The organism is Massilia sp. LMS1-1-1.1 (assembly GCF_040815535.1).
In the GTDB taxonomy this organism is placed as follows: Bacteria; Pseudomonadota; Gammaproteobacteria; order Burkholderiales; family Burkholderiaceae_D; genus Janthinobacterium; species Janthinobacterium aestuarii.
Genome location: NZ_JBFPNG010000056.1, coordinates 276,583 through 299,314 on the forward strand (window position 1 = coordinate 276,583; position 22,732 = coordinate 299,314).

General features: G+C 61.1%; 21 protein-coding genes and 1 pseudogene. 9 read left to right on the top strand and 13 right to left on the bottom strand.

The features are described 5' to 3' along the window. Positions 1 to 50: 50 nt before the first annotated feature. Positions 51 to 836 carry a hypothetical protein gene (locus MRBLMS1_RS25885; protein WP_485883045.1) on the bottom strand — a complete coding sequence of 262 codons (786 nt, stop codon included), beginning with the start codon at positions 834 to 836 and terminating at the stop codon, positions 51 to 53. A gap of 123 nt (positions 837 to 959) precedes the next feature. On the opposite strand from MRBLMS1_RS25885, the gene MRBLMS1_RS25890 reads away from it, so the two are divergent. Continuing rightward, positions 960 to 1,196 carry a DUF7661 family protein gene (locus tag MRBLMS1_RS25890; RefSeq protein ID WP_139088887.1) on the top strand — a complete coding sequence of 79 codons (237 nt, stop codon included), beginning with the start codon at positions 960 to 962 and terminating at the stop codon, positions 1,194 to 1,196. Between the two features lies 1 nt (position 1,197). Here the strand turns inward: MRBLMS1_RS25890 and MRBLMS1_RS25895 are convergent, their stop codons facing one another. The 6 genes from MRBLMS1_RS25895 to MRBLMS1_RS25920 all read right to left on the bottom strand — a co-directional run bounded on the left by MRBLMS1_RS25895 (position 1,198) and on the right by MRBLMS1_RS25920 (position 8,376). Beyond that, on the bottom strand, positions 1,198 to 1,767 hold the full coding sequence (locus MRBLMS1_RS25895; protein ID WP_485883047.1) for a DUF1439 domain-containing protein: 570 nt from the start codon (positions 1,765 to 1,767) through the stop codon (positions 1,198 to 1,200). A 220-nt stretch (positions 1,768 to 1,987) separates the two neighbouring features. Further along, positions 1,988 to 2,932, bottom strand: coding sequence for a hypothetical protein (locus MRBLMS1_RS25900; RefSeq protein WP_485883049.1), 945 nt, complete (start codon positions 2,930 to 2,932; stop codon positions 1,988 to 1,990). Positions 2,933 to 2,968: 36 nt separating this feature from the next. After that, entirely contained in the window at positions 2,969 to 3,412 is a 444-nt protein-coding gene (locus MRBLMS1_RS25905; RefSeq protein ID WP_034748516.1) for a hemerythrin domain-containing protein, read from the bottom strand. A gap of 90 nt (positions 3,413 to 3,502) precedes the next feature. After that, complete coding sequence (gene prsR / locus MRBLMS1_RS25910) at positions 3,503 to 4,873, bottom strand: PEP-CTERM-box response regulator transcription factor (RefSeq protein WP_485883052.1); 1,371 nt, start codon at positions 4,871 to 4,873, stop codon at positions 3,503 to 3,505. 15 nt (positions 4,874 to 4,888) lie between these two features. Next, positions 4,889 to 6,991 (bottom strand): XrtA/PEP-CTERM system histidine kinase PrsK, encoded by a 2,103-nt coding sequence (prsK, locus tag MRBLMS1_RS25915; RefSeq protein ID WP_485883054.1) that lies wholly within the window; start codon positions 6,989 to 6,991, stop codon positions 4,889 to 4,891. After that, a complete protein-coding gene (locus tag MRBLMS1_RS25920) occupies positions 6,988 to 8,376 on the bottom strand; it encodes a TIGR03013 family XrtA/PEP-CTERM system glycosyltransferase (RefSeq protein ID WP_128141597.1) in 1,389 nt (462 codons plus the stop codon). The genes prsK and MRBLMS1_RS25920 overlap by 4 nt, the downstream gene beginning before the upstream one ends. Before the next feature lie 205 nt (positions 8,377 to 8,581). Between MRBLMS1_RS25920 and nadB the strand changes: the two genes are divergently transcribed. Beyond that, positions 8,582 to 10,195, top strand: coding sequence for an L-aspartate oxidase (gene nadB / locus MRBLMS1_RS25925; protein WP_128141599.1), 1,614 nt, complete (start codon positions 8,582 to 8,584; stop codon positions 10,193 to 10,195). 121 nt (positions 10,196 to 10,316) lie between these two features. Here nadB and MRBLMS1_RS25930 read toward each other — a convergent pair whose 3' ends face one another. Genes MRBLMS1_RS25930 through MRBLMS1_RS25950 form a run of 5 tightly spaced genes read right to left on the bottom strand, consistent with a single transcriptional unit; the run spans position 10,317 to position 15,891 of the window. Further along, positions 10,317 to 10,754 carry a toxin-antitoxin system YwqK family antitoxin gene (locus MRBLMS1_RS25930; protein WP_485883057.1) on the bottom strand — a complete coding sequence of 146 codons (438 nt, stop codon included), beginning with the start codon at positions 10,752 to 10,754 and terminating at the stop codon, positions 10,317 to 10,319. After that, complete coding sequence (locus MRBLMS1_RS25935) at positions 10,736 to 12,085, bottom strand: toxin-antitoxin system YwqK family antitoxin (RefSeq protein ID WP_485883059.1); 1,350 nt, start codon at positions 12,083 to 12,085, stop codon at positions 10,736 to 10,738. Before MRBLMS1_RS25935 ends, MRBLMS1_RS25930 begins: the two co-directional genes overlap by 19 nt. Before the next feature lie 9 nt (positions 12,086 to 12,094). Next, on the bottom strand, positions 12,095 to 14,440 hold the full coding sequence (locus MRBLMS1_RS25940) for a hypothetical protein (protein ID WP_485883061.1): 2,346 nt from the start codon (positions 14,438 to 14,440) through the stop codon (positions 12,095 to 12,097). Further along, positions 14,437 to 15,204, bottom strand: a complete 768-nt coding sequence (locus MRBLMS1_RS25945; protein ID WP_456149640.1) for a PP2C family serine/threonine-protein phosphatase — start codon at positions 15,202 to 15,204, stop codon at positions 14,437 to 14,439. The genes MRBLMS1_RS25940 and MRBLMS1_RS25945 overlap by 4 nt, the downstream gene beginning before the upstream one ends. A gap of 3 nt (positions 15,205 to 15,207) precedes the next feature. Beyond that, a complete protein-coding gene (locus MRBLMS1_RS25950) occupies positions 15,208 to 15,891 on the bottom strand; it encodes a vWA domain-containing protein (RefSeq protein ID WP_034748542.1) in 684 nt (227 codons plus the stop codon). 277 nt (positions 15,892 to 16,168) lie between these two features. On the opposite strand from MRBLMS1_RS25950, the gene MRBLMS1_RS25955 reads away from it, so the two are divergent. The 5 genes from MRBLMS1_RS25955 to MRBLMS1_RS25975 all read left to right on the top strand — a co-directional run bounded on the left by MRBLMS1_RS25955 (position 16,169) and on the right by MRBLMS1_RS25975 (position 19,177). Beyond that, a complete protein-coding gene (locus MRBLMS1_RS25955) occupies positions 16,169 to 16,903 on the top strand; it encodes a helix-turn-helix transcriptional regulator (protein ID WP_485883064.1) in 735 nt (244 codons plus the stop codon). 186 nt (positions 16,904 to 17,089) lie between these two features. Beyond that, the gene (locus MRBLMS1_RS25960) at positions 17,090 to 17,539 is read left to right on the top strand and encodes a hypothetical protein (RefSeq protein ID WP_485883066.1); all 450 of its coding nucleotides are present in this window, start codon (positions 17,090 to 17,092) and stop codon (positions 17,537 to 17,539) included. Between the two features lie 33 nt (positions 17,540 to 17,572). After that, the gene (locus MRBLMS1_RS25965; protein ID WP_139088875.1) at positions 17,573 to 17,965 is read left to right on the top strand and encodes a hypothetical protein; all 393 of its coding nucleotides are present in this window, start codon (positions 17,573 to 17,575) and stop codon (positions 17,963 to 17,965) included. A gap of 148 nt (positions 17,966 to 18,113) precedes the next feature. Continuing rightward, the gene (locus MRBLMS1_RS25970) at positions 18,114 to 18,557 is read left to right on the top strand and encodes a hypothetical protein (protein ID WP_485883068.1); all 444 of its coding nucleotides are present in this window, start codon (positions 18,114 to 18,116) and stop codon (positions 18,555 to 18,557) included. Positions 18,558 to 18,652: 95 nt separating this feature from the next. Continuing rightward, entirely contained in the window at positions 18,653 to 19,177 is a 525-nt protein-coding gene (locus MRBLMS1_RS25975; protein ID WP_485883070.1) for a hypothetical protein, read from the top strand. Positions 19,178 to 19,209: 32 nt separating this feature from the next. On the opposite strand, the gene MRBLMS1_RS25980 is transcribed toward MRBLMS1_RS25975, so the two are convergent. Beyond that, a complete protein-coding gene (locus MRBLMS1_RS25980) occupies positions 19,210 to 19,665 on the bottom strand; it encodes a tellurite resistance TerB family protein (protein WP_128139363.1) in 456 nt (151 codons plus the stop codon). A 380-nt stretch (positions 19,666 to 20,045) separates the two neighbouring features. Here MRBLMS1_RS25980 and MRBLMS1_RS25985 point away from each other — a divergent pair. Both MRBLMS1_RS25985 and MRBLMS1_RS25990 read left to right on the top strand, forming a co-directional pair. Continuing rightward, positions 20,046 to 20,891, top strand: a pseudogene (locus MRBLMS1_RS25985) (lipid II flippase Amj family protein). Positions 20,892 to 20,940: 49 nt separating this feature from the next. Then, entirely contained in the window at positions 20,941 to 22,662 is a 1,722-nt protein-coding gene (locus MRBLMS1_RS25990; protein WP_485883072.1) for a P-loop ATPase, Sll1717 family, read from the top strand. Positions 22,663 to 22,732 lie beyond the last annotated feature (70 nt).

The following is a 22,732-nucleotide window of genomic DNA, read 5'->3' on the forward strand; positions in this document are numbered from 1 at the left end:
ATAGTCCGCCAGCCTGCCCCGCAACAATGACAGTTGAACAATTCCAGTTATCAGCGGATCAGGAGATCGAACAGATCCACGGTCTTTTTAGCCTGATTTTTCAGCAGGTCCGCAAGCGAGCCCGGCGTTGGCCCGCCATCGCCGGCCGCATGATTGAAATAATTAAAATCGAGCTTGATCTTGTCGTCCAGGTCGCTCGCATAACTGGCTGGGTATTGCGATTGCTCCAGCTGGGGCAATGTATTGAAATGCCCCAGCACCGACTTGAAGAAATTGGTCATCTTGCCGGTGCTATTGTATTCCTGCATGGCTTGCGCCACGACTTGGGTGCGCCAGGCCTGTTCCTCATCGTATGCCTGCGTAAAGGCCGCACGCCGCTCGTCGATGGTAAAGGTCCCGCTGTCATCGTTCGAAATGGTGGACAATTGCTCGCGCGACAAGCCGGCAAAGGGATTGGGCCCCTTCCTGTCGACAAACGCGGTGGCGGCAGCGGCCGACTTTGCCGAGGCCGCGTCATTCGGTTCCGGCACCTGCCTGGCGGCGGCCGCCTTGTGTTCCGCGTCCAGCGGATAGAGAATCTCCGTCGTATTGTCCTTCACCCACACACCCAGCGCCGCATGATCGTAGCCCTGGACGGTGGCGCTGGTGGCCATCGCGGCCTTCGACAGGCGCCCGGCCAGGGTGGAAATCACGACGTCGTCGGCCACGGCGCCAGCGCCAGCCGGCGCCCGGGTGGCCTGCGCCTGGTCCGACGATGTCTTGTCCGATGATGTCTTGTTGCCTTGCGCGACTGATAATGCCCCAGGCTGGATTCCCACCGTGCTGATATTCATCATCGCCCGCCCCAAGTTAAGTAAATGTTACTATAGCACAATAAATATCGGGGTTATGTCACGGCGCTTTACGCAATGCTTCCTGTCGCGGCACATTCAAACCATTTGTTTTGTTGGAGCAGACTGATGCAGGAATTCAGATTCAATGTTTTCGGCACGCTGATTGGCATCCGGGGGATGCCAGGAGCATGGCGCGCATTCTATCTCGGTGCGGAAGGCAAGCGCCGGCCCGCCGATTTCATTATTCCCGACGATATTCAAGCCGATGCGCTGTGCGAGTACCTGGCTGACCTGTTCCATGAAGAGGCGACGCCGCGCAATAACACGGCAACGCAAATCAGCTCGCCTGCATTCGAGGCCTAGCCTACTTCACCGGCTCGAACGTCACCGTCAATCCATTGCTGGTGGTCCTGAGCTGCGTCGGCACGAATTGCACGCCCGCATAGCGCAGTTCGTCGGGCTTGAACGTGTAGATCGGCGTTTCATGCATGAGCTGGTCGGCTACCAGGCTGGCCACCTTGGCGAACTGGCGCTGCTGGGCTTCATCCATGCCGTCGATGGTCACCTTGTCCACGCTCGCTTCGCTCAGGTAGACGGCGTTGCGCTGGGCGTCCAGCACGAGGCGGCCCGACATGGCCAGGCTGCCGCGCCAGGTTTGGCGGATGAACGGCGGCAGGACGCTGGCGTCCACGCTGAGAGCCACCCGTTCGCGCTCGGGCTGCAAGGACAGTTGCGGGTGGGTCAGCTTGACGTCGAGCACGGACAGCACGCGCTTGTCGATGGGAAAGCGGCGCTCCAGGCCTTGCTGCATCTTGCTCAGCGACACATTCACGTCGCGCGGGCCGATCAGGGTGGAACACGCGGCCAGCACAGTACAGGCAAAGGCGGTGATGGCGGCGGTTTTCAGCAAGGGACGTATGGAGGTCACGTTCATGGATGGTCTCGGTGGAAAGATGGCGCCATCTTACACATGCGCCCGCTTTCACGCAAAAACCGGCGCCCACCTTGCAGCGGGCGCCGGTTCTTGTGTTGGCCTTGTCAGCGGACGAACAGGGCGATCAGTATGACGATGGGCAATGGAATGCCCAGCAGCAGCAAGAGGATGGAACGCATGGAGGACTCCTTGATTTTATATAGTTTATAGAGACAGGGGTTCAGATGGTGACGTGGCGCAGCACGCGCTCATGGTCGCGCTGGCGGCCGCCAAACGTTGCCGCCAGGCTGGCCACGAAAGCGCCGAGCAGCAAGGCGACGAACATCCACAGTGCCGTGTGGGCACCGGCCTTGCGGGCCGTGTCGGCCGCCTGCTGGGCACGCGCCTTGGCATCGGCGGCGGCCTTGGCTGCGCGGCCGTAGACGGCATCGACCCGCGCTTCCGCTTCGGCCTGCGTCAAGCCCGTGCGGCTGGCCACAACCTGGCCCAGGTAGGCGCGGTCATCGGCGGCCAGGCTGCCTGCGGACAGGCTTGTCGCGAAGATCCTGCCGGTTTCCATGCGCTGGTCGGCCGTGCTGGCATTGGCCGTAGGTACCGCCAGGGTGCCGGTGGTGGTGGTAGCAGGCACGGCAGGTGCGCGCAGCAGCATGTCCGAGAAATAGTCGAGCGGATTGGTGCCGCCGCCCTCGCCTTGCTGGGCGCCTGCAGCACCTGCGGCACCTGCGCCCGCTGCCGCTGCGGGTGCAACGGCCGCCGCCACGCCGCTGCCCGCATCGATGGCGCCGCTCAGTACGGCGCGCGTGCCGCCGGCCATCACGGCCACGGTGATCAGGGTGGCCACGGCCCAGGCCAGCAAGCCGTGCGCCGTATCGCGGAAATGCACTTCATCCGTGTGGATGGCACTCCATTTCACGCGCAACCGGCCCGCCATGTAGCCGCCGATGCCGGACGCGGCCAGTTGCATGAAGGCCAGCCAGGCGATGGTCGACACGCCGATGGCCGTCGCATTGAACGACCATGGCGACACGGATGACAGGCCCAGGCCCACGCCGAGGATCAGCAGGATGAAGGACAAGGCGGCCGCAGCGGCCGCGCCCGCCAGCACGGCGCCCCAGGAGACGCCCGGATTGTTCAGGTCCGACACGGACAATTGTGTAGCTTGCATGGAATACTCCCTTGGTTGTTGATTTTTTTAAGCCGTTCAGGCGGCCACGCCCGTCAGCTGTTCCTTGCGCGCGGCCATTTCCTGGCCCAGCGCGTCGAGGTCGACGGCCGTCTCGCGCACCTTGGGAAACATGTCGCCCTCCTCTTCCTTGACGTGGTGCTCGATCTGCTCGGACAGCACCTTGACCTTGGCGTCGTACAGGTCGTCGGCCGGGTCCATGGCGGCGATTTGCGCGATGAGCTCCTTGGCGCTCGCGTGCTCGACGAGGGCTTCATCCATCAGGTCGCCGTCGTGGATGGGGCGGCGCACGGCCGGGTAGAAGATTTCTTCTTCCAGCTGCGTGTGCACGGTAAGTTCCTGGCAGATCTGGTCGGCCAGCTTTTTCTTGGTGGCAAATGAGCGGTCGCTCAAGCCTTCATATTGGGCAAACAGGGCCTTCACGGCCTTATGGTCCTGCATCAATAGATTGATCGCGTTCATGGCGCCTCCTTGTTGTAGATGAGGCAAGGATGCGCCATGGCGGCGCCATCGTATGTGCGACGCCTTACACAATCTTGATTTTTAATACACTCAGCTATTCACCTGCGACTTGATGCCGTGATTACCCATCAGGTCGTACAAGGTGGGCCGGCTCACGCCCAGCAGTTCGGCCGCCTTGGCGATATTGCCGTCGGCCCGCGCCAGCGCGCGCACCATGACCTTGTATTCGGCCCCGTCGCGGGCCTGGCGCAGGTTCAGCGGTTCATCCTGGGGCGCAGCTTGGGCGCTGGCGGGCAAGCCCAGGTCGTCGGCGGCGATCTGCGGCCCGTCGCTCATGATGACGGCCCGCTTGATGCAGTTTTCCACTTCGCGCACATTGCCGGGCCAGCCGTAGCTTTCGATCAGCTGCAGCGCGCCGGTGCTGAAATGCAGGTTGCTGCGGCCTTCGCTGGCGCAGAACTTGTTCTTGAAATGGTGGGCCAGCAAGGCCGCGTCGCCGGCCCGCTCGCGCAGCGGCGGAATGCGCAGCACGATTTCGCTGAGGCGGTAGAACAGGTCTTCGCGGAAACGCCCCTGCTCCGCCAGCACTTTCAGGTCCTGGTGCGTGGCGCAGACGATGCGCACGTCGACGGCGATCTCGGCGCGGCCGCCGACGCGCTCGATGACCCGCTCCTGCAGGAAGCGCAGCAGTTTCGCCTGCAGCCCCATCGGCATGTCGCCGATTTCATCGAGAAAGAAAGTGCCGCCGTGGGCCAGTTCGATCTTGCCCAGGGTTTGCCGGGCCGCGCCCGTAAACGCTCCCCGCTCATAGCCGAACAGCTCGCTCTCGAGCAGGTTTTCGGGGATGGCCGCGCAATTGATGGCAACGAAGCGTTGCGCATGGCGACTCGACAGCGCGTGCAAGCCCCGCGCGATCAGTTCCTTGCCGCTGCCCGAGTCGCCCAGCAGCATCACGCTGGCCGACGAGGGCGCCACTTTTTCCACGCTGCGGCACAGCTTCAACATGCCCGGGTCGCGGCTGACGATGCCGGCCAGGGGCGAATCCGCCTGGGTCTGCAACATGCGGCGGTTTTCCTGCTGCATCGCGTGCAGATAAAACGCGCGGGCGATGACCAGGCCCAGCATGTCGGCCTCGAACGGTTTCTGGTGAAAATCGTAGGCGCCCAGGGCGATGGCTTTCAAGGCATGCGCACGTTCCTGGTTGCCGGAGAGGATGATGACTTTCGTGTCCGGCGCCAGCGCGAGGATTTGCCGCAGGGTGGCCAGGCCTTCCGTGGCGCCGTCCGGGTCCGGCGGCAAGCCCAGGTCCATCGTCACGACGGCCGGCTGGTGGCGCCGCACGAGCGCCAGCGCCGCCTCGCGCTCGCCCGCCAGCAAGACTTCATAGCCGTCAAAACTCCAGTGCAGCTGCTTTTGCAGGCCGGGATCGTCTTCGATGACCAGCAGTTTTTGTTTTGCCATACGTATGCACTCCAGTCAGCGGGTAGCGCAGCGGAAATCTGGGGTATGACCCGGCGGGTCAGACCCCATGGCCGCGTGCAACGGCAGGACCACGCGAAACGTCGTGCCCACCTGCGGCTCGCTGCGCACTTCCAGGCTGCCGCCCACTTCGCGCAGGTATTCGCGGCTTTCGAACACGCCGATGCCCATGCCCGCCGTCTTGGTCGTATCGAACGGTTTGAACAGGCGCTCGCGGATGAATTGCTCGCTCATGCCCTGCCCCGTATCGTTGAGCTCGACGACGGCCATGTGCTGCTCGCGCCGCAGCCGCACGGCCACCTTGCCATCGCTGGCTGTCGCTTCGATCGCGTTCTGGATCAAATGGCCCAGCACCCGTTCCAGGCGCGCGCGGTTGGCCAGCACCGTCAGCCCGCCATCGACGATTTCCAGCCGGGGCGCCGGCGCCAGGCTGGCCTTGGCGGCCACGGCCTGGCGCAGCAAGCCGTCGAGCAGCAGCGGCGCGGGCGCTTCCGGCGCTTCGCCGCGCGCCAGTTTCTGCAGCAAGGTCTTCATTTTCTGCACGGAATGATCCAAGGTGCCCAGCATGTCTTCCTGGAAAGCCGGATTGGCGCGGTGCTTTTCGGCATTGCTCAGTAGCAGCGACAGCTGGAACACGAGGTTTTTGAGGTCATGCACGATGAAGGTGGACATGCGGTTGAACGAGTCGAACTGGCGCGCCACTGTCAGGGTATCGAGCGATTCGCGGTGCGCCAGGTAGCTGGCGGCTTGGCTGCCGGCAATTTTCAGCACGTCGAGGATTTCCCAGTTCAAGCTGATGTGCGTGCGGGGCCGCGCCAGTGCGACAAAGGCGAACAGCTGGCCATGCAGCATCAATGGCACCAGCAGCCACACATCGGGCAGCGCCAGCAGCGCCGGCGGCAAGCGCAAGCCGCCGTACTGGCGCGGATTGTGCCGGCAATCGGGCACGTCGATCACCCACTGCCGTGCCTCCAGGAACTGGCACAGGGGGCCAAGCGCCGGCTCGCTCCACGTGCCCGGCGGCCAGTTCCAGCTGGCGGCCGGGGCAAACTGCCCCTGTTCGCGCAAGATCCACAGCGCGCCGGCGCGGCTTTCCACGAGCTGCGCCATGGCCTGTATCGTGCGTTCGCCCAGCGCGGGCCCGTCTTCCGACAGCGCGCGCGTAAATCTCAGCCATTCCTCGCGGTAATCGAAGATGGCATTGTAAAAATGTTTATTGATATACACCTTGAGCTTGGCGCGCAGGCTACCGGAAAACAGCACGCCCGCCAGCAGCAAGGCCGCGCCGCCCAGGTATGCCATCTGCATCAGGGAGCCCCAGGTGCCGCCGAAATAGCGCAGATAATAGGCGCTGGCCGCCATGGCCAGCAAATAGATGGCCGAGCCCAGCAAGGCGGCCGAGCGGTACAGCATCTGGCGCGAAACGGACAAGCCCAGCGCCCAGCCCGGATTGCGCGCGGCCGAGACGGCCAGCAGCGGCGCACACAGGGCGTCGACGATGCCGCGCGCGGCCCAGATGTCGTCATTGACCGCGCGAAACAGCAAGGCGTCGCTGTACAGATAGAAATCATAGGCGAACAGCCCGCCCACGCCCAGGCACGCAAACTTGATGCCCCAGCGTTTCAAGGGCGGCGTGTTGCGGTACCACTGTTCCACCAGCAACATGCCCAGCACGGCCAGCAGCAGCCGGCACACACTGGCGATGAGCCGCGCCGGCAAAGGCAGCGCCAGCCAGGATGAGGCCATGGAGAGCAGCCACGGTGCCAGCGCCGTGAGGACGATGCCGGCCAGCACGAGGCGCAAGCGGGGCCGCGACGGTTCAATCAACAGCAGCAAAAACACCAGCCAGGCCAGGGTGCGCAGCAATTCCAGCGCGTCGCCGGCCAGCGCGATGCGCTGCCCCAGCAGCACCAGCACCACCGTGCCCGTCGCCCAGCCGCCCGTCGCCAGGCACGCCACCAGCAAGGCACGCACGTTTTGCCGTGCGCGCCAGTTGCTGATCAATAGCAGCGCCAGCACGAAGAAGGCCAGCGACGCCAGGCCATGGCTGAGAGCCGCCGCGTCGGGCGCCGCCAGCCAGTCCGACTGGTCCCGCATCATCGGCTGCCCTTGCCAAACAGCACCACCTGCACCGTGTCGAGCAGGATCAGCAAGTCGAGGAACAAGCTATTGTTTTTCACATAATACAAATCGTATTGCAGCTTCTTGACGGCATCGTCGACGGAAGCGCCATACTGGTAGCGCACCTGCGCCAGGCCCGTGATGCCAGGCTTGATGCTGTGACGAATGTTGTAGTACGGCACCTGCTCCTTCAGCTGCTCGACAAAATACGCGCGCTCGGGGCGGGGGCCGACGAAACTCATTTCGCCGCGAAATACATTGAGCATTTGCGGCAGCTCGTCGATGCGCAGCTTGCGGATCAGATTGCCCACGCGCGTGATGCGCGCATCGTTGGCCAAGGCCCAGATGGGCGTGCCGTCGCGCTCGGCGTCGCAGCGCATGCTGCGAAATTTCAGCACCTTGAAAGGCTGGCCGTCGCGCCCCACCCGTTCTTGCTGATAGAACACGGGGCCGCCGTCTTCCAAACGGATGCACAGGGCGGTTACCAGCATCACGGGCAGCGACGCCAGGCAGATGACCCCGCTGGCCGCCAGGTCGAACAAACGCTTCGACGTGGCACGGAAAAAACTCTGATCAAAGCCGCCGCCATAGATCAGATAGCTCGGTTGCAATGAATCGATGCGGATCTGGCACGCTTCGCGCTCGAAAAACGTGGCCGCGTCGATCACCTTGACACCGCCCAGCGCACATTCCAACAGTTGCTTGGCAGGAAACGCGCCATTGCGCCGGTCGCTGACGGACACGACGATTTCATGCGCGGCATGGCGCTGGGCAGTGGCCAGCAAGGAAAGGCCGGTCGGCAGCAAGGCCGAGGCCGGCACGCAGCACTGCTCGCCTGCCACATCGATGCAGCCGACGACCGTAAACTGGTGGAAACCGATCTTGCTGGCCGCCAAGTCCATGCACTCGCGCGCCAGCGCCCCGCCACCCACCAGTATCAGCCGGCCTTTCATCAGCGCCGATTGCGAGGATTTGAATACCAGCAGGCGCGCCAGCAGCACGCCGATGGCGCCCAGGCCGAAGATCAGCACGCTGCCGCGTCCGAAATGCAAGGCTGGAATGAAGCGTATCAACACGCTGAGTACGGCAAAACCCAGCGCGAACGACGGCAGGATGCGTAATAACGTGTTGCGGATGTCTTCGCGCGAACGGTGCTGGTACATGCCCAGCGCGCTCATGCTCAAGACGATGACCAGCGCAAAGATAGAGGACGACAGATAGACCTCGCTCGCCCGCACCAGGTGGCTGCCATCCGCCAGCCACAGCAAGGACGTCAGGGTGGCCGACAGCAGCAGGATCAGGATTTCCAGCAACAGCAGGATAAACGCTGTTTTCGAGACATAGTGGCTGAAGATGCGGATCATGGTTCCCCCTGCGGCAAAAAGCATCAGGCCGCGCGCAAGGCGGCCCGCTGCTGGTCTTGCCATCATGGCGAACTGTTCCAAGAAGACATTGATGCGCCACAAGCTACAGCCCCAGCTATCTTTCGCTGGTAGAATTTATCTCAATACATTACCGAATGAGGGGAAATGGCATATAGTATGCTTCCCCTAAAAAAAGATAAATGTCATGAAATTTGATGTAGCGATTGTCGGCAGTGGCCTGGCGGGTTTATCGGTTGCACTGCATTTAGCTGAGACGCGCACCGTCGCGATCATTTCCAAACGCGCGCTGCTCGACGGTGCCAGCAACTGGGCGCAAGGCGGGATCGCGGCCGTGCTGGACTCGGGCGACAGCCACGAGCAGCACATCGAAGACACCCTGATCGCGGGCGGCGGCCTGTGCGACGAGAGCGCCACGCGCTACATCGTCGAGCACGGCCGCGAAGCGATCGAATGGCTGATCGAGCAAGGCGTGCCGTTTACACGCGACGCCACGGCCGAACTGGGTTTCCACCTGACCCGCGAAGGCGGACACAGCCAGCGCCGCATCATCCACGCGGCCGACGCCACCGGCCACGCCGTGCAAGTGACCCTGGAAGAAAAAGTCCGCGCCCACCCGAACATCAGCCTGTTCGAACACCATTGCGCGATCGACCTGATCACTTCCGACAAGCTGGGCATGAAGCCGACCCAGCGCAATGCCCAACCACATTGCCATGGCCTGTACGTACAGGATGAGCAAACGGGTAAAGTACTGACGTTTGCCGCCGAGCACACCGTGCTGGCCACGGGCGGTGCCGGCAAAGTGTACTTATATACTACGAATCCCGACACGGCCAGCGGCGACGGCATCGCCATGGCCTGGCGCGCCGGCTGCCGCGTGTCGAACATGGAATTCATCCAGTTCCACCCGACCTGTTTGTATCACCCGTATGCCAAATCGTTCCTGATCACCGAAGCCATCCGTGGCGAAGGCGGCTTGCTGAAACTGCCGCCTGAGGCGGGCGCGGCCGCTGGCACGCGCTTCATGCTGGCCCACGACGAGCGGGCCGAACTGGCGCCGCGCGACGTGGTGGCGCGCGCCATCGACTTCGAGATCAAGAAACGCGGCCTCGATTACGTGCACCTGGACATCAGCCACAAGCCGGCCGAATTCCTCATCGAACACTTCCCGACCATCTACGCGCGCTGTCTGGAACTGGGCATCGACATCACCAAGCAGCCTATCCCTATCGTCCCCGCCGCCCACTACACATGCGGCGGCGTCGTGACGGATTTGTCGGGCCGGGCCGACTTGCCGGGCCTGTATGCGGTCGGCGAAACGGCATGCACGGGCCTGCATGGCGCGAACCGCCTGGCGTCGAATTCCCTGCTGGAATGCATCGTCATCGGCCGCGCCTGCGCGCAAGACATCGAAAGCAAGGAAAAGCTGGGTACGCCATATCTGCCCGACTGGGATGAAAGCCGGGTTACGGATGCGGATGAAGAAGTGGTGATTTCCCACAACTGGGACGAGCTGCGCCGCTTCATGTGGAATTACGTGGGCATCGTGCGCACGACGAAACGCCTGGAGCGGGCCCAGCACCGCATCGCGCTCTTGAAGGAAGAAATCGACGAGTACTACCGCAACTTCCGCATCACCCACGATTTGCTGGAACTGCGCAATCTCGTCGACGTGGCCTCGATGATCGTCAACAGCGCCCTGTCCCGCCGAGAAAGCCGCGGCCTGCACTTCAGCCGCGATTATCCGGAAACGTTGCCGAAGGCGATAGCCAGCGTGCTGACGCCGCCGCATCGGTAATGTTACGCCTCAGTCCTAGACTATTTGTAAGCCGATAGCATCACCGAACCCTCAGGCAAAGAGCCGGGGTCAGACCCGACGGGTCTGACCCCAGTCCTTGTCTTGGGTTAATTGACGTGCCTCACTGCTCCGGCATCTCGAACTCAATCCCATCTTCCGTGTACGACATCTTCGCGGACACTCCCGTACATTCGCCCTGCGCCACATCCGCCACATAACGGCACTCGCTTTCCACACTGCCGTCAGCACGCCAGTGCCGCGTCCAGCCCTGGCGCTCGCCATCGACATACTCGATCAGCTGGCGCGGCTTGCCATTCGCAAACCAGGAACGCAACGCGCCCTCCTCGCGCCCGCCCGCGTTCCACTGTTTCTGCACCATCAATACGCCGGCATGGCTGAAACGCTGTTCGCTGCGCAACACATAATGGCCACTATGCGTGCCCTTGCCGGACTCGGCCTTAATGGCACTGACCACTTGCCGCTGTTCGATCTCGGCATGGGCCAGCGCCGGCCACAGCAGCATGGCGACTAGGCAGTGCTTCAGTTCAGTGCGCGCCATGTTTGCTCTTTGCGCAACAGTGCCGGCGCTGGCGGCGCTTCGCCACATTCCCCCTGGGCCTTGCCGGCCGCATATTTACATTCGCTCTTCAAGCTGCCATCCTGGCCCCAGCTGCGGCTCCAGCCGTCGCGCCGGTCGTTCACATACTCGATGGCATGCTCGGGCTTGCCGTTCTCGTACCACGAGCGCGACGTGCCCTGCTCGCGCAGTTGCGCATCCCACTTTCTTTCCAGCACCAGCACGCCCTGGGCACTGTAGCGCTGGACGCTGAGCAAGCCACCGTTGTCGCCATACTGCTGGCGGGTTTGCACCTTGCCGTCCGGATAAAATTCCAGCGCTTCCCCGACGGGAAGATCGTCGCGCTGCGTCATGCGGCTGCGCACGGCGCCATCGGGGTAGTAATCGATGCTGCTGCCATTGAACTTGCCCTTGCTCACTTGCGTGCGATTCGCCACTTTTCCGTCAGGGAAATACGCGAGCAATTCACCTTCCATGACGCCGCCACGCAGCACAAAACTGGTGCTCAGCTTGCCATTCGCGTCAAACGTCTGCACGGGACCGTCGACGCGCTTGCCGTCGCGGTACACGCTGGCTTCGCGCAGCTTGCCCGTGGGGTGATATTGCTGGTGCGTTCCCTCCGGCAAGCCATGGCGCCAGCTGCCACGCGATCCCAAGCTGCCATCGGCACGATACAGACTGGTGACGCCGTGCTGCCGGCCCTGTCCATCCTGCGCCACTTCCTGCTCGGTCTTGCCGTCGGGGTAATACGTGACATAGCCGCCCACCAGCTCGCCCTGCGCATAATCGGCGTGGTTGACCTGGCCCGACAGGCGCAGCTTGTGGCCGGCCACGCTATAAATCTCCACCTTCCACGTGCCCGGCAGCTTGCCTTTTGGCAGAGGTAGCAGCAGCACGTTCGGCGCCTTTTCCTGCTCGATGGGGAAGAAACGCTCGTGCAGGTACAGCCGCGCCCGGCCATCGGCGCAGGCCGCTGGCGTGCATGCGGCGATCTGGCGCACGATGGGCACGCTCGCATCGTCCGGGCATTTTTTCACGGTGACAAGCATGGGCGTCTTGCTGCGGATCTGCCTGGCCAGCCGGGCTTTCATCGCTTCGTACGGTGCATCGTCCAGCCCGACCGAGCGCGCATCCATGCGCACTTGGCGGCCGCCGCAAGCCGTGTTCGCAGCCACGGTCAGCACGTCGGCGCCTTCGCTATCTTGCTCGCTGGCGATGGCTGTCACCACCTGGCGCTGCACGATCTCCGCCTGGGCCATGCCCGGGGCCAGCAATGAAGCGCCCAACACGGCGCATAAGGTCTTGATTTTCATGGTATTCCTCTAATTTTCCGCCGTGACGGCCACGCCGCCCGGCACAAAGCTGACCCGGCCATCGCGGTAGCGCACCAGCACGACCACCTTCGATTCCAGCAATTGACCGTGCTGTACGGCCGGCAAGTAGGTCCAGCGCTTGACGCTATCGAGCAGTACCTTGTTCAGCATCGCTTCCATCGGTAATTCGGCCGCCGCATAGCTCAGGGTCCCGTCGGCGGTAATGGTCAAGGTCAGGCGGTTTTCACCCGTTGCGTGCTTTTCATCAAGCACGCCATAGGCAACCGTCGTCATTGTTTCGCGCTGAACACTGGCGACCTGGTCCCGCAAGGGCGGCATTGCCTTGAGTTTGACTGCCAGCGAGGCGCCTTCGGCCAGCACCTTGTCCCAGCGCTTCTGGTAGGCGCCGGGCTGGGCCAGGCGCAGCACCTTGGCGGCCAGGTCCATGCGCTGCGCCATGCGCGCGACGCCATTGTCGGCCGGCTGACCCGGCTCGGCCGGCAAGGCATGCTCCACGGCGTAGCGGTAAGCCGTCAGGTGCGCCAGCGCCACCAGGTTCACGGCATCGCGCTCGTCGCCGCCGCGCAGCAGCGCCGCAGCAGCGATGCCGAGCCAGGCCGTGCCATCCGTCGGGTGCGCCCACACGGCTTGCTCGAAGTACTGGCGCGCCGCCTGGGGTTCATTCAGGCTCAGGTGCATGCGGCCCATGGCCGCCGCCACCAGATGGTCGCGCGGGTTCGCTTGCAACAGGTCGAGATAGGTAGCGACCAGCACCGGTTCATAGCCGGGCACCCAGCCCAGGCCCTCCAGCAACGACGCGCGCAGCCGCGCCTGTGTACGGTCGCCGCCGTAGCCAGGCGGCTTTGCCTCCCCGGAACGGTACAACAGCTGCAAGCCTCGCGTGACGGCGTCATCGTCGCCCTTGCTGATCGCTTGCGACAGGCTGCGCACGGCCTTGCGCGCATCGGACGGCTGGAAACCGGCCGCCTTGGGCAAGCGCCAGCGAAATACTTCCAGTCCTGCCGCCTGGTCCGCTTGCGCCTGCAGGCTGGCCTTGTCCGTCACTTCATCGGACGACGAGGTCCAGGCCGTAAAGCCGATCAGAAACAGCACGATCAGCAGCACCACCACGGCCCAGCCCTTGCCGGAAATGCCGACCGCCTTGGCCTGCGCACCGCCTGCAGGCAGTCGCACGGGCGTCCGCCCCGGCGCCGTATGGTGCGCGCCGCGGGTGCTGCGCTGCTGTGGCTGCGCCAGTATCTGCTGCTGGGCAAGCACGGACGCCTGTCCGGCCGCGACGATGACCTTGTCGCGCGCGCAGGCCGCACAGCCGAGGCCTGCGAAATGCTGGTGCTCGGGATTCGCGGTACACACGACGAGCTTGCCGTCGCTGCGCTGCGCATAGCCGCGCAGCAACTGCGCCCAGTCGGCCGCCGAGGGCCGCTGCGGCTTGGGGGACTGGGAAAACGCGCGGTCGAACATGGCGCGCAGCTCGGGCGGCATCAAGGCATGGCCGCTGGTCGCGTTCGGCGCCAGCTGCTTGTGGCGTTTGACACCATACGCATAGCAGCCGTCGCGGATGCGCCCGGGAATGTCGGTCGCCACTTGCGCATTGCCGGGCCGCCCGCTGTAAGGGTGGATGCCAAAGTTGAGCAGCTGGAAAATGACGACGGCCAGCGCAAATCGGTCTTGCGCCATTTCCGTGCCTGCCGGCATGCCCTTGCGCTGGAATTCCGGCGCCAGGTAGTCGGCCGTGAATTGCTCGGCAGGAAAACGCTCCGCATGGCCCTGGATGCTGAAGCCGTCGCAATCGAGCATGGCGATGTACAGCGAATCGCGGTAAAAGCGCAAATTCACGGGTTTCAGATCGACCACGTAATGCTGCTGCTGGTGCAGCGCATCGATGACGGCGGCCAGGTTGGCGGCCAGGGTCAGCTTGGGCCCGAGACCCGTGGGCAAGCCGGCCGCGCGCGCTTGCCGCTCTTGCATGACCTGTTCCAGCTCGGCCGTCTGCGCCATGTCCAGCAAGGGCATGACGAAGCCGGCAAAACCGCCCTGGCCGTCGAACACCGCCGCTTGCGGCCAGGCGATCTGCACGTAGCGCTTGCCGTTTTCCAACTGGTCGGGCAGCTTGGGCGTCAGTTCCAGCATCGCTTCGAGCTTGCGCCGGTTGGCGGCCCGGTCCAGGTGCGGGTGGTACAGCTTGGCAACCTGCGTGGGCGCGCCCGGCAGCAGATACACGCTGCCCGCGCCGCCGCTCTTGATGAGTTTGCCCAAGACCAGGCTACGGACTTTATCGAGCCAGATTTTTCCGCCCGGACTCAAGCCCGGTGTCACGCCCTGCTTCCGGCTCATGCGCGCAAAGCCAGCAACAGGGTTTTGTCGTCACCCGTGATCTGGTGCGTGCGCGGATCGGCCAGGGTGGACGCCAGCGCTTCATTGCCCAGTTCGATGCTCTCGACCGTGCGCAGATAGCCTTGCACGGCATCCATGAACGGCGCGTACAAGGCCGCATTGTTCTTGCTCATGGCAAAGGGCATACAACCGTCCGACATCAGCACGACGCCGCGCACGGACTGGGGTATCGGCAGCAGGCGCAGCTGTTCGCGCCAGCGTTCGCCGCTAATAAAATAGGTTTCGTTCGCGTATTCGCCGTTGGCGGGCAGCGAGATCAGTTCGCCGCCATCGCCCAGCTGCGCCACGCCCAGGCCATCGCCCAGGTGGAAAAAGAAGCCATTGTCGGCGCCCATCACCACGCCGACAACAGTGGCAGCGTAGTCGTCGAGGGTGGCGTTGGCGGCGCGGGCGATATCGTCCAGCGCGGCGCGGATCTGCGCCAGGGTGCCGGCCAGCGCGCCGTCAAGCAAATCCTGCACGGTGGCGCCCTGCTCCAGCCGCCCGGCCAGCGCCTGCACGGTCTGCGTTGCGACAAATTGCGCGCCCTGCTCGCTGAGCCTGGCCGAACCGGCGCCATCGCAGACGATGGCCACCAAAACGTCGCCCACGACGGTGTGCGCGTGCGCATCCTGGCACGGGATGTCTTTATCCAGATGCGCCTTGCCCGTGACGGAGGCGCCGAACGTGCGCCAGGAATCCTGTGTTGCTTGCACTGCTGCCATCGATCAGGTGCTCACGACAGACCAGCCGTCCGTCGAGGCCAGCTGGGCTTGCGCACCGGGACGCGATTGCGACACCACTTGCATGCTGGCGCTCAGCCACAGGAACAGTTCGCGGAACTGCAAGCCCTTCAGCTGCTTCACGCCCCGTTCGCCACGGCTGGAAAACTGCCCCAGGGAATCGATGTTCGCATTGTCGCCCACGGCGATGGGGAAGATCGCCACCTTATTGGCTTGCTCGGCCGCGCGCGCCTGCTCGGCGCCGTGCTGCCAGCGGTCCGTCGGCTCGCCGTCCGACATCAGGAACAGCCACGGCCGCGTGTACGCCACGCCCGCCTGGCGGAAGCGCTGCTTTTCCTGCTCGATTTCGGCCAAGGCCAGCTCGACGGCCGCGCCGGTCGGCGTGGTACCGTTCGCGGCCAAGAGGGGCGCCGTGAAATCCATGGCATCGCACCAGTTGCTGGCCACCACGGCTTCATCGTGGGCGCCATATTGAATCACAAGGATGCGCACGCGCTTGGCGGCGATCACGTCGGACTTGAGTTCCTGCTCCAGCAAGGCCAGGCCTTCGTTCAGCAGCGCGACGGGCTCGCCATCCATGCTGCCGGAGCAGTCGAGCACGAGCACCAATGGCGTGCGTTGTTCGGTGTTGTCGACGAGGGCGACGTCGGGAATCATTATGGAACTCATGGGCAATCGGTAAATGTGAAATCGGTCATAGTGCGAATCTTACATCATCGACGTGTTTTGCCCGTGCAAGTTTCCTACAGAACACTATCCAACCATATTATTGCAAACCATTGCAGCACTGATGTCTTTGTACTATCTTGATAGTTGCCCAGGCCAGATGGCAGCGGCCAGCCCCTCCTCACAAAGGCGGGGCGGATCGCTGCGCAACACCGCCCTTACCCAGTTCCGCACCTGCACGCCTGCGGCACGCTGATCTAATCAGGTTATGGGGACAAGCATGGGCACAGCTACAGTAAACGCGGATGTGGGCAAACTGATCTCCGCCTTGTACGAGACGGCTTGCGGCACGGACGACTGGCCGCAGCTCGACAGCGCCGCCCTGAACAGCCGGCAATGGCAGGAACTTTTGCCGCATCTGCAACGCGCCCTGTGCCTGCAGCAGCGCCTGCGCGAGGCGCAACTGGCCAGCCGCTGCGCGTTGGCGGCGCTCGATGCCATGGGCGCTGCCGTGCTGGTGCTCGACGCGGGCCTCGGCCTGCGCTTCGCCACGCCCGCCGGCCACGCCCTGCATGCGGCGCAACTGGCGCACGCTGTGCCGCCCGCCCTCGTGCGTGCCGTGCGCCTCGTCATCGACAGCGCCGGCAGCGCGCCGCAATGTCAGTCGCTGCGCCTGGCGCGCAAGCAGCAAACGCCGCTGGCCCTGACCGTCACCCTGCTCGCCGCCTGCCAGCCCCCATGTGCGCTGCTGATTGCGCGCGATCCTGCACAAGCGAGCACGTCCGTCCCCGCCTTGCGCCAGCTGTTCGACTTGACGCAAGCCGAAGCGCTGGTGGGCAAGGAGCTGGCGCAAGGGGCCACCATCGAAGAAATCGCCGCACGCAGCGGCATCAGCGTCAACACCGTCAAGACGCATCTGCACCATACCTATCTGAAAACGGACACGCGGCGCCAGGGCGAGCTGATCGCGCTGATCCACGGCGCGACCGCGCACCTAGCCGTGCTCGACGCATGAGGCTGTCTCATCCGATCGGATGATGTACAGGACAACTTGCCTGCCTACACTGGCAAGACCGGTCGCCCGCACCTTGCCAGTGTCACCACAACGCGTACGGACCAGCCGGTTCGCTTTTCCTGGTATCGACAACAATATCGCCGCGCCGGCAGCGGACGGCACCAAAGTTCAAGGATGGGTAGAAAAATGAAAACATGGATCTTGGCCGGCACCCTGGGCGTCTGCGCCCTGCTGGCAAATGCACAGTCGCTTCCCGACAGCCAGACCGTCGTCGTTCCAGGCGGACGCCTGCAGACGATCGAACTGCCGGCACAAAGACATTTTATGAACGCGGAAACGTTTGCCCCGTTCCGCGGCGGCTATGAGCTGTCGAACGGACAAGTGCTGCACCTGCGCAATATCGGCAGCGTCGGCGCCCTCATGTATGCGCGCATCGACGACCAGGAGGAACACCGCATCGTCGCCAGCGGCAGCCACAGCTTCGTGGCGCTCGACCGGCAACTGGCCATACGCATCGACCTGCGCAACGATGGCAGCGTGGGCGGCGAAGTGCTGATGCAGATGCCGGCCGCAAAACTGGCCAGCGGCGACATCGTGCCGGCCCACGTTCAAAGCATGGGCCTGGCATCGCGCTGACGCTGCAAGCCGTGTTCAGCATGGGTGGCAGCCATGAGCAGACAATATTCTGTCCAACAGCAAAACGCGCTGACCCTGGCCGCCATCAAACAGACGGCGGCCTGGTGGCGCGCCCGTCCCCTGCCCGATGCCCTGCGCCAATACGCGGCCAGCCATGGCGTGGCGCTGGGCGCGGCCCTCATGCTCGACCTGCGACTGGCCTACCCCGGCATGCCCGCCGTGTACGGCAGGCTGCTGAGCGCCGATGGGCACTTCATCCATTTCAAGATGGACCTCGACGCCGATTTGCGCCCCTTGCCCGGCAGCGCGGCCTGGGACGACATCAGCGCCCGCTACGACCTGGCCGCACACAAACGGGGCACTGGCGTGGGGTACGGCGAGCTATGCAAGAAAGTGCTGCAAGAAATGAATCACGGTGCGCCGTAACGTCGTTGTACTGAATATTGGCACCGCATGCATTGCAGCTCTCCACCGAATGAACGATGCGCAGCGCCAAACCTGTGCCTAGACTGGTTCCTGCCCCATGCCCGCCCGCATCACGCGCCAGAGGCCATCAACCAACGAGGACAACAACATGAAAACCACCATCCTGGGCACACTGCTGTGCCTCGCCGCCGCCAGCACGGCAGCCACCGCGCAAACCCTGCCTCCCGAGCACACTGTCACCGTGCCGGGCAACGTGCTGCGCATCGATGTGCCCGAACACCCGCGCTACATGATGCGCCAGGACTTCAAGAAATTCGTCGGCACCTATGATCTGTCGAATGGCGACACGCTGGAACTGCGCCTCGCCGGCGCTGAAAAGTATGCGCGTATCGGCAAGCAGGAAGAGCACCGCATCGTCGCCACCGACCGCAACGCCTTCGTCGCGCTGGACCGCCAGCTGAAAGTACGCATCAACCACAACGATGACGGCAGCGTGGACGGCGAACTGGTGATGGTGGTGCCGTCGCAGAAGGTGTCGAGCGGCGGCATCGTGCCTTCCCACGTGCAAAACATCGGCCTGGCGTCGCGTTGAGGCGGCGCACAGGCGCGGCAGGCACAGGCGCTGCCATCGCGTGCTATCATCGCCGCCAAATTCCTTAAACGAATGGCAACGGCCCATGGAGCGCAATGCAGACACCTCGCACTAGTCCGATATTCACCGTGCTGCGCGGCGGCCTGCGCCTGCTGGCCTGGCCCCTGCTGGCCCTCGTCAGCGCCGCGTGCACCAGCACCACCCGCCATCCTGCCAGCGAGCCCACGCAAGTCGTCCTGCGCTTTACCTATGACGACGGCAAGCCGATGCGGCATGACGATTACGTGGCCAATGCGCGCCAGCAAACGTATATCAAGCACTGCAGCAAAATAGGCAGCACCACTGTCTGCGACATCGGCTCGGATCCCCTCTTCATGGGCGGCGACGCCCCGCTGGACGCCAACGGCGAAGCGCGCGTCACCCTGCACTCGACCGGCCCCATCGGCAACAATCCGAACCACCACTGCATCAAGGGCAAAAGCTACGTCTTTGATTCCGGCGACTGGAGACGCGGTCCGTTTCACCATGGCCAGGTGATCGAGATCCGCTACAGGATCAGCGAAGTGCAAACGGCGTGCCCCTGGTCGTCGGGCACGCCGCCGTGGTGGGACAAGAGTTAAATCTGGCCAGCCGTGGCCGGCTGGCTTAAAAGTTACTGCAGCTCGAACTCGCCTGGGTTCAAGCCCAGTTCGCGCGCAATCTTGCTGGCCACGCGCTGCTCATTGGCGTCGAAATTGCCATCCGACGAAGCGACAGCGATAATCATGCGCACCAGCAAGCGCGACGCGTCCACATTCGACTTCATCTTGCCCAGCGCCTGGTAGGCCTTGGCTTCACCGATATCCTTGTCGAACTCCAGCTGGCCGACATAGTCCTGGAAAGCCTTGATGACGTCCGTGGTAGTAAACACGGACAGCGCATCATTGCTTTCAATGAATTTGACCATCTTCTGCTTTTCTTCCGCACTGACACTGCCGTCGGCCATGGCGATCAGGGCCGATCCCGCCATCGCGGCATTCAGGAAATCCTTGTTCTTGTACTTCAGTGCTTCGGTTTTCAGTTCGCTGGCTTTGGTCTTCAGTTTGGACAGAAAGGAATCGAAACTCATATTGGTTCTCCTGGTTGGTTCGAATGAGGCAGCGCTACAGGCTACCACTCTCACCTAGCTGAGGGCGCGGGGCTGGAATGCAAGCAAGGAACTACGATATTGGCAACGCCAACGTGGCTATCGCGCCAGTGGCGGCATGGTTCACCCCACAGGCAAAGAGCCGGGGTCAGTCACTTCGTGATCGAAATATCCCCCATTGGGGGACATTTCCCCTAAGGGTCTGACCCCAGTTTCTGCCTTGGGGTGAAAAACTGCCAACTGCATACAAACACACAAAACACCACGAAACCCAATTAACAAGAAAATTAACTTATTTGCAGTTGAAAAATAAATAATTCCATGGCAGGATGGAATTACATTTTCCATACTGCAAGGCTGTGATGGACAAGCAATTGCTGCTGATTTGCGCGCTGACGTTCATCATCCACATCATCGGCACCCTCGCCTCCCATGCGCATCGCCGGCATCCACACGCGACGCATCGCCGTGTCGCTGGCCCTGTTCAACATTCTGATGCTGCTGTCGCGCACCTCGAACTTGTTCCTGGGACCATTCATGGCCAAGCGCGTGGAAACGGGCATAAACTAGCATGTAGCCGTCAGCACGCTATTGGTAGACTTCCACGGGCTGCTGTTCTCCACCAGCCTGGCAACCATCCTCGGCGCCATACTGATCCCCACCTTCCAGCGCGTCCTCTGCCGCGCCGTCGACCACTTCCAAGTGCATCGCTCCGTGCCCAAACTGCTGCTGCACGCCGTCTTCAAGGGCGGCTTGTCCTACCTCAAGACCTCCGCCAACCTGCCCAAGCCCGCCAACGTCACGGGCCTGCGCGAAAAATTCGGCGTATTTATTTCCATGACGGCCATAAACGTCATCGCCACGGCCCGGTGGACGGTGGGCGTCTTCGCCGCACTGTACGCAGGCGTGCTGGCCCCAGCGTGCGCGTCACCTCCAGCACGCTTTCATCGATCATCAACGGCGGCGCCACCATCATGATGGCCATCTTCATCGACCCGCACATGTCGGGCATGACGGATGACGTCATCGAGGGAAAGATCGAAGAATCGCAGTTCCGGCGCGCGGTGGCGTGGCTGGTGGGGAGCAGATTGACAGGGACGCTGCTTGCGCAGTTTTTGCTGGTGCCGTCGGCGGTGATGATTGTGGGGGGGCGAAAGGATTGTAATTACAAAAACATATCAGGAAGGGAAAAACACCCACAAAACTAACTTAAATACAAAATTTCAGAACATCATCTAGAAAACAAGGCGAATAAAAATGAACTGGGAAAAGATTGCGAATCTAAAAGAACCTTACAACGATGCCATAAATTATCGAGGCAGACAATATAAGGAATTCTTCCAGAGGATATTTCTTACCACAGAAGAATTAGAACGAGTACTCCATCCTCAAGTTTATTTTTTAATGGGGGAGAAAGGCGCTGGGAAAACTGCATACGCAGTTTATCTAGAAAATAATGAAACAAAAAACCACAAATGCAAACTAACAACAATGACGGAGACGCAATATAAAAGGTTTATTGCGATGAAACGTCAAGGAAAACTCTCATTTAGCGATTATTCCAACATATGGAGATCAATGCTACTCTTTATAACTGGGCGAATGTTAGTCGAAAAATCAAAGACACCTTTACACTTCGTCACAGGAAAATTTTCAAAAATTGAAAAGGAAATTCAAAAGTGGTCAAAAAATGCATTGAATCCAGAAGTTGAAAGCGCGTTTGAAGTACTCAACTCTGAAATATTAAGTGCAAAGATAAAAAATGAACAGATTGGCGAAGCCGGCGGCGAACAGAAGAAAGAAAGTTCAGAAAAAACCTCCACCTTTAGACACCACTTAATGGAAACAGAAGCATCTTTAAAAGAGGCAATTTCCTCTTTAAAACTTGATAATGGGCATATACTTTTCATAGATGGCATAGACTACAGACCAGAAACGGTGCCCTATTTAGAATATATAGAGTGTATCAAAGGCTTAGGAGAGGCCGTATGGCAGTTAAACACAGAATTCTTTAACAATATTAGAGATTCAAAAGGTCGAATAAAAGTCGTTCTTCTAGTGCGCCCAGATGTCTTTCATGCCTTAAATCTGTACAATTCAAACTCCAGACTTCAAGACAACTGTGTTTTCCTCGATTGGTCTACAACAGAACGAGAGTATGCGTCATCAAAATTATTTGAGGTTAGTGGAAAATATTTTTCATCTCAACAAAATTTTACGACAACACCATCTGACGCTTGGGATCAATACTATATATCAAAAGGAAATTCCGGCCATACCTTTAAACACCTACTTAAAAATTCATTTCATAAACCGCGAGATATTTTAACATTCGTAAAGATAACACAAAAATATTGCCTAAAAGGAAGAAATAAAAATGCGACACAATTCCCTGCAGGGATTGCAAATGAACCTGCGATCACTAGAGAGTTCTCCGATTATCTGTTAGGGGAAATAAAGAATTACTCTGCCTTCTACATGGCTCAAGACGATTTCAATAAATATTTAAAATTCTTCCAGTATTTAAATGGAAAAAGCAAATTTTCCATGACTGAATTTAATTCTGCATTTAAACTTTTTAAAGCATGGGCAGACGGTGAATCTTTTAGCGCCACGCTATACCTTCGCGATTCAGACTCTTTACTCCAGCTTCTTTATGACATTAATGTCGTAGGATACAGTGAAAATGTGGAAGGTGGTGGCGGCACATTTTTTCACTGGTCTTATAGGGAGCGTTCCGCAAATAACATTGCACCAAAAGTAAAAACAACTGGATTACTGATATTAAATCCAGGAATTGCAAAAGCACTAGATATTGGGAAGATTATGGTTGATGCGCAAGGCACTCCGTCCGGGCCTAGATCACTACATGCAGCCCATCGCAAAAACAATAGAAGATACAAAGGGAAGAAAAATATATCCCCTTCAAATGTTAAAACACAAAACAACAAGAGCACGAACAAAGTCACAGCATCTTGACAAAAAAAGCCGCTGTCTCCCGACAGCGGCTTTCTCATTCCTACCCCAGCAGAAGCGCCTTGAACTTCAG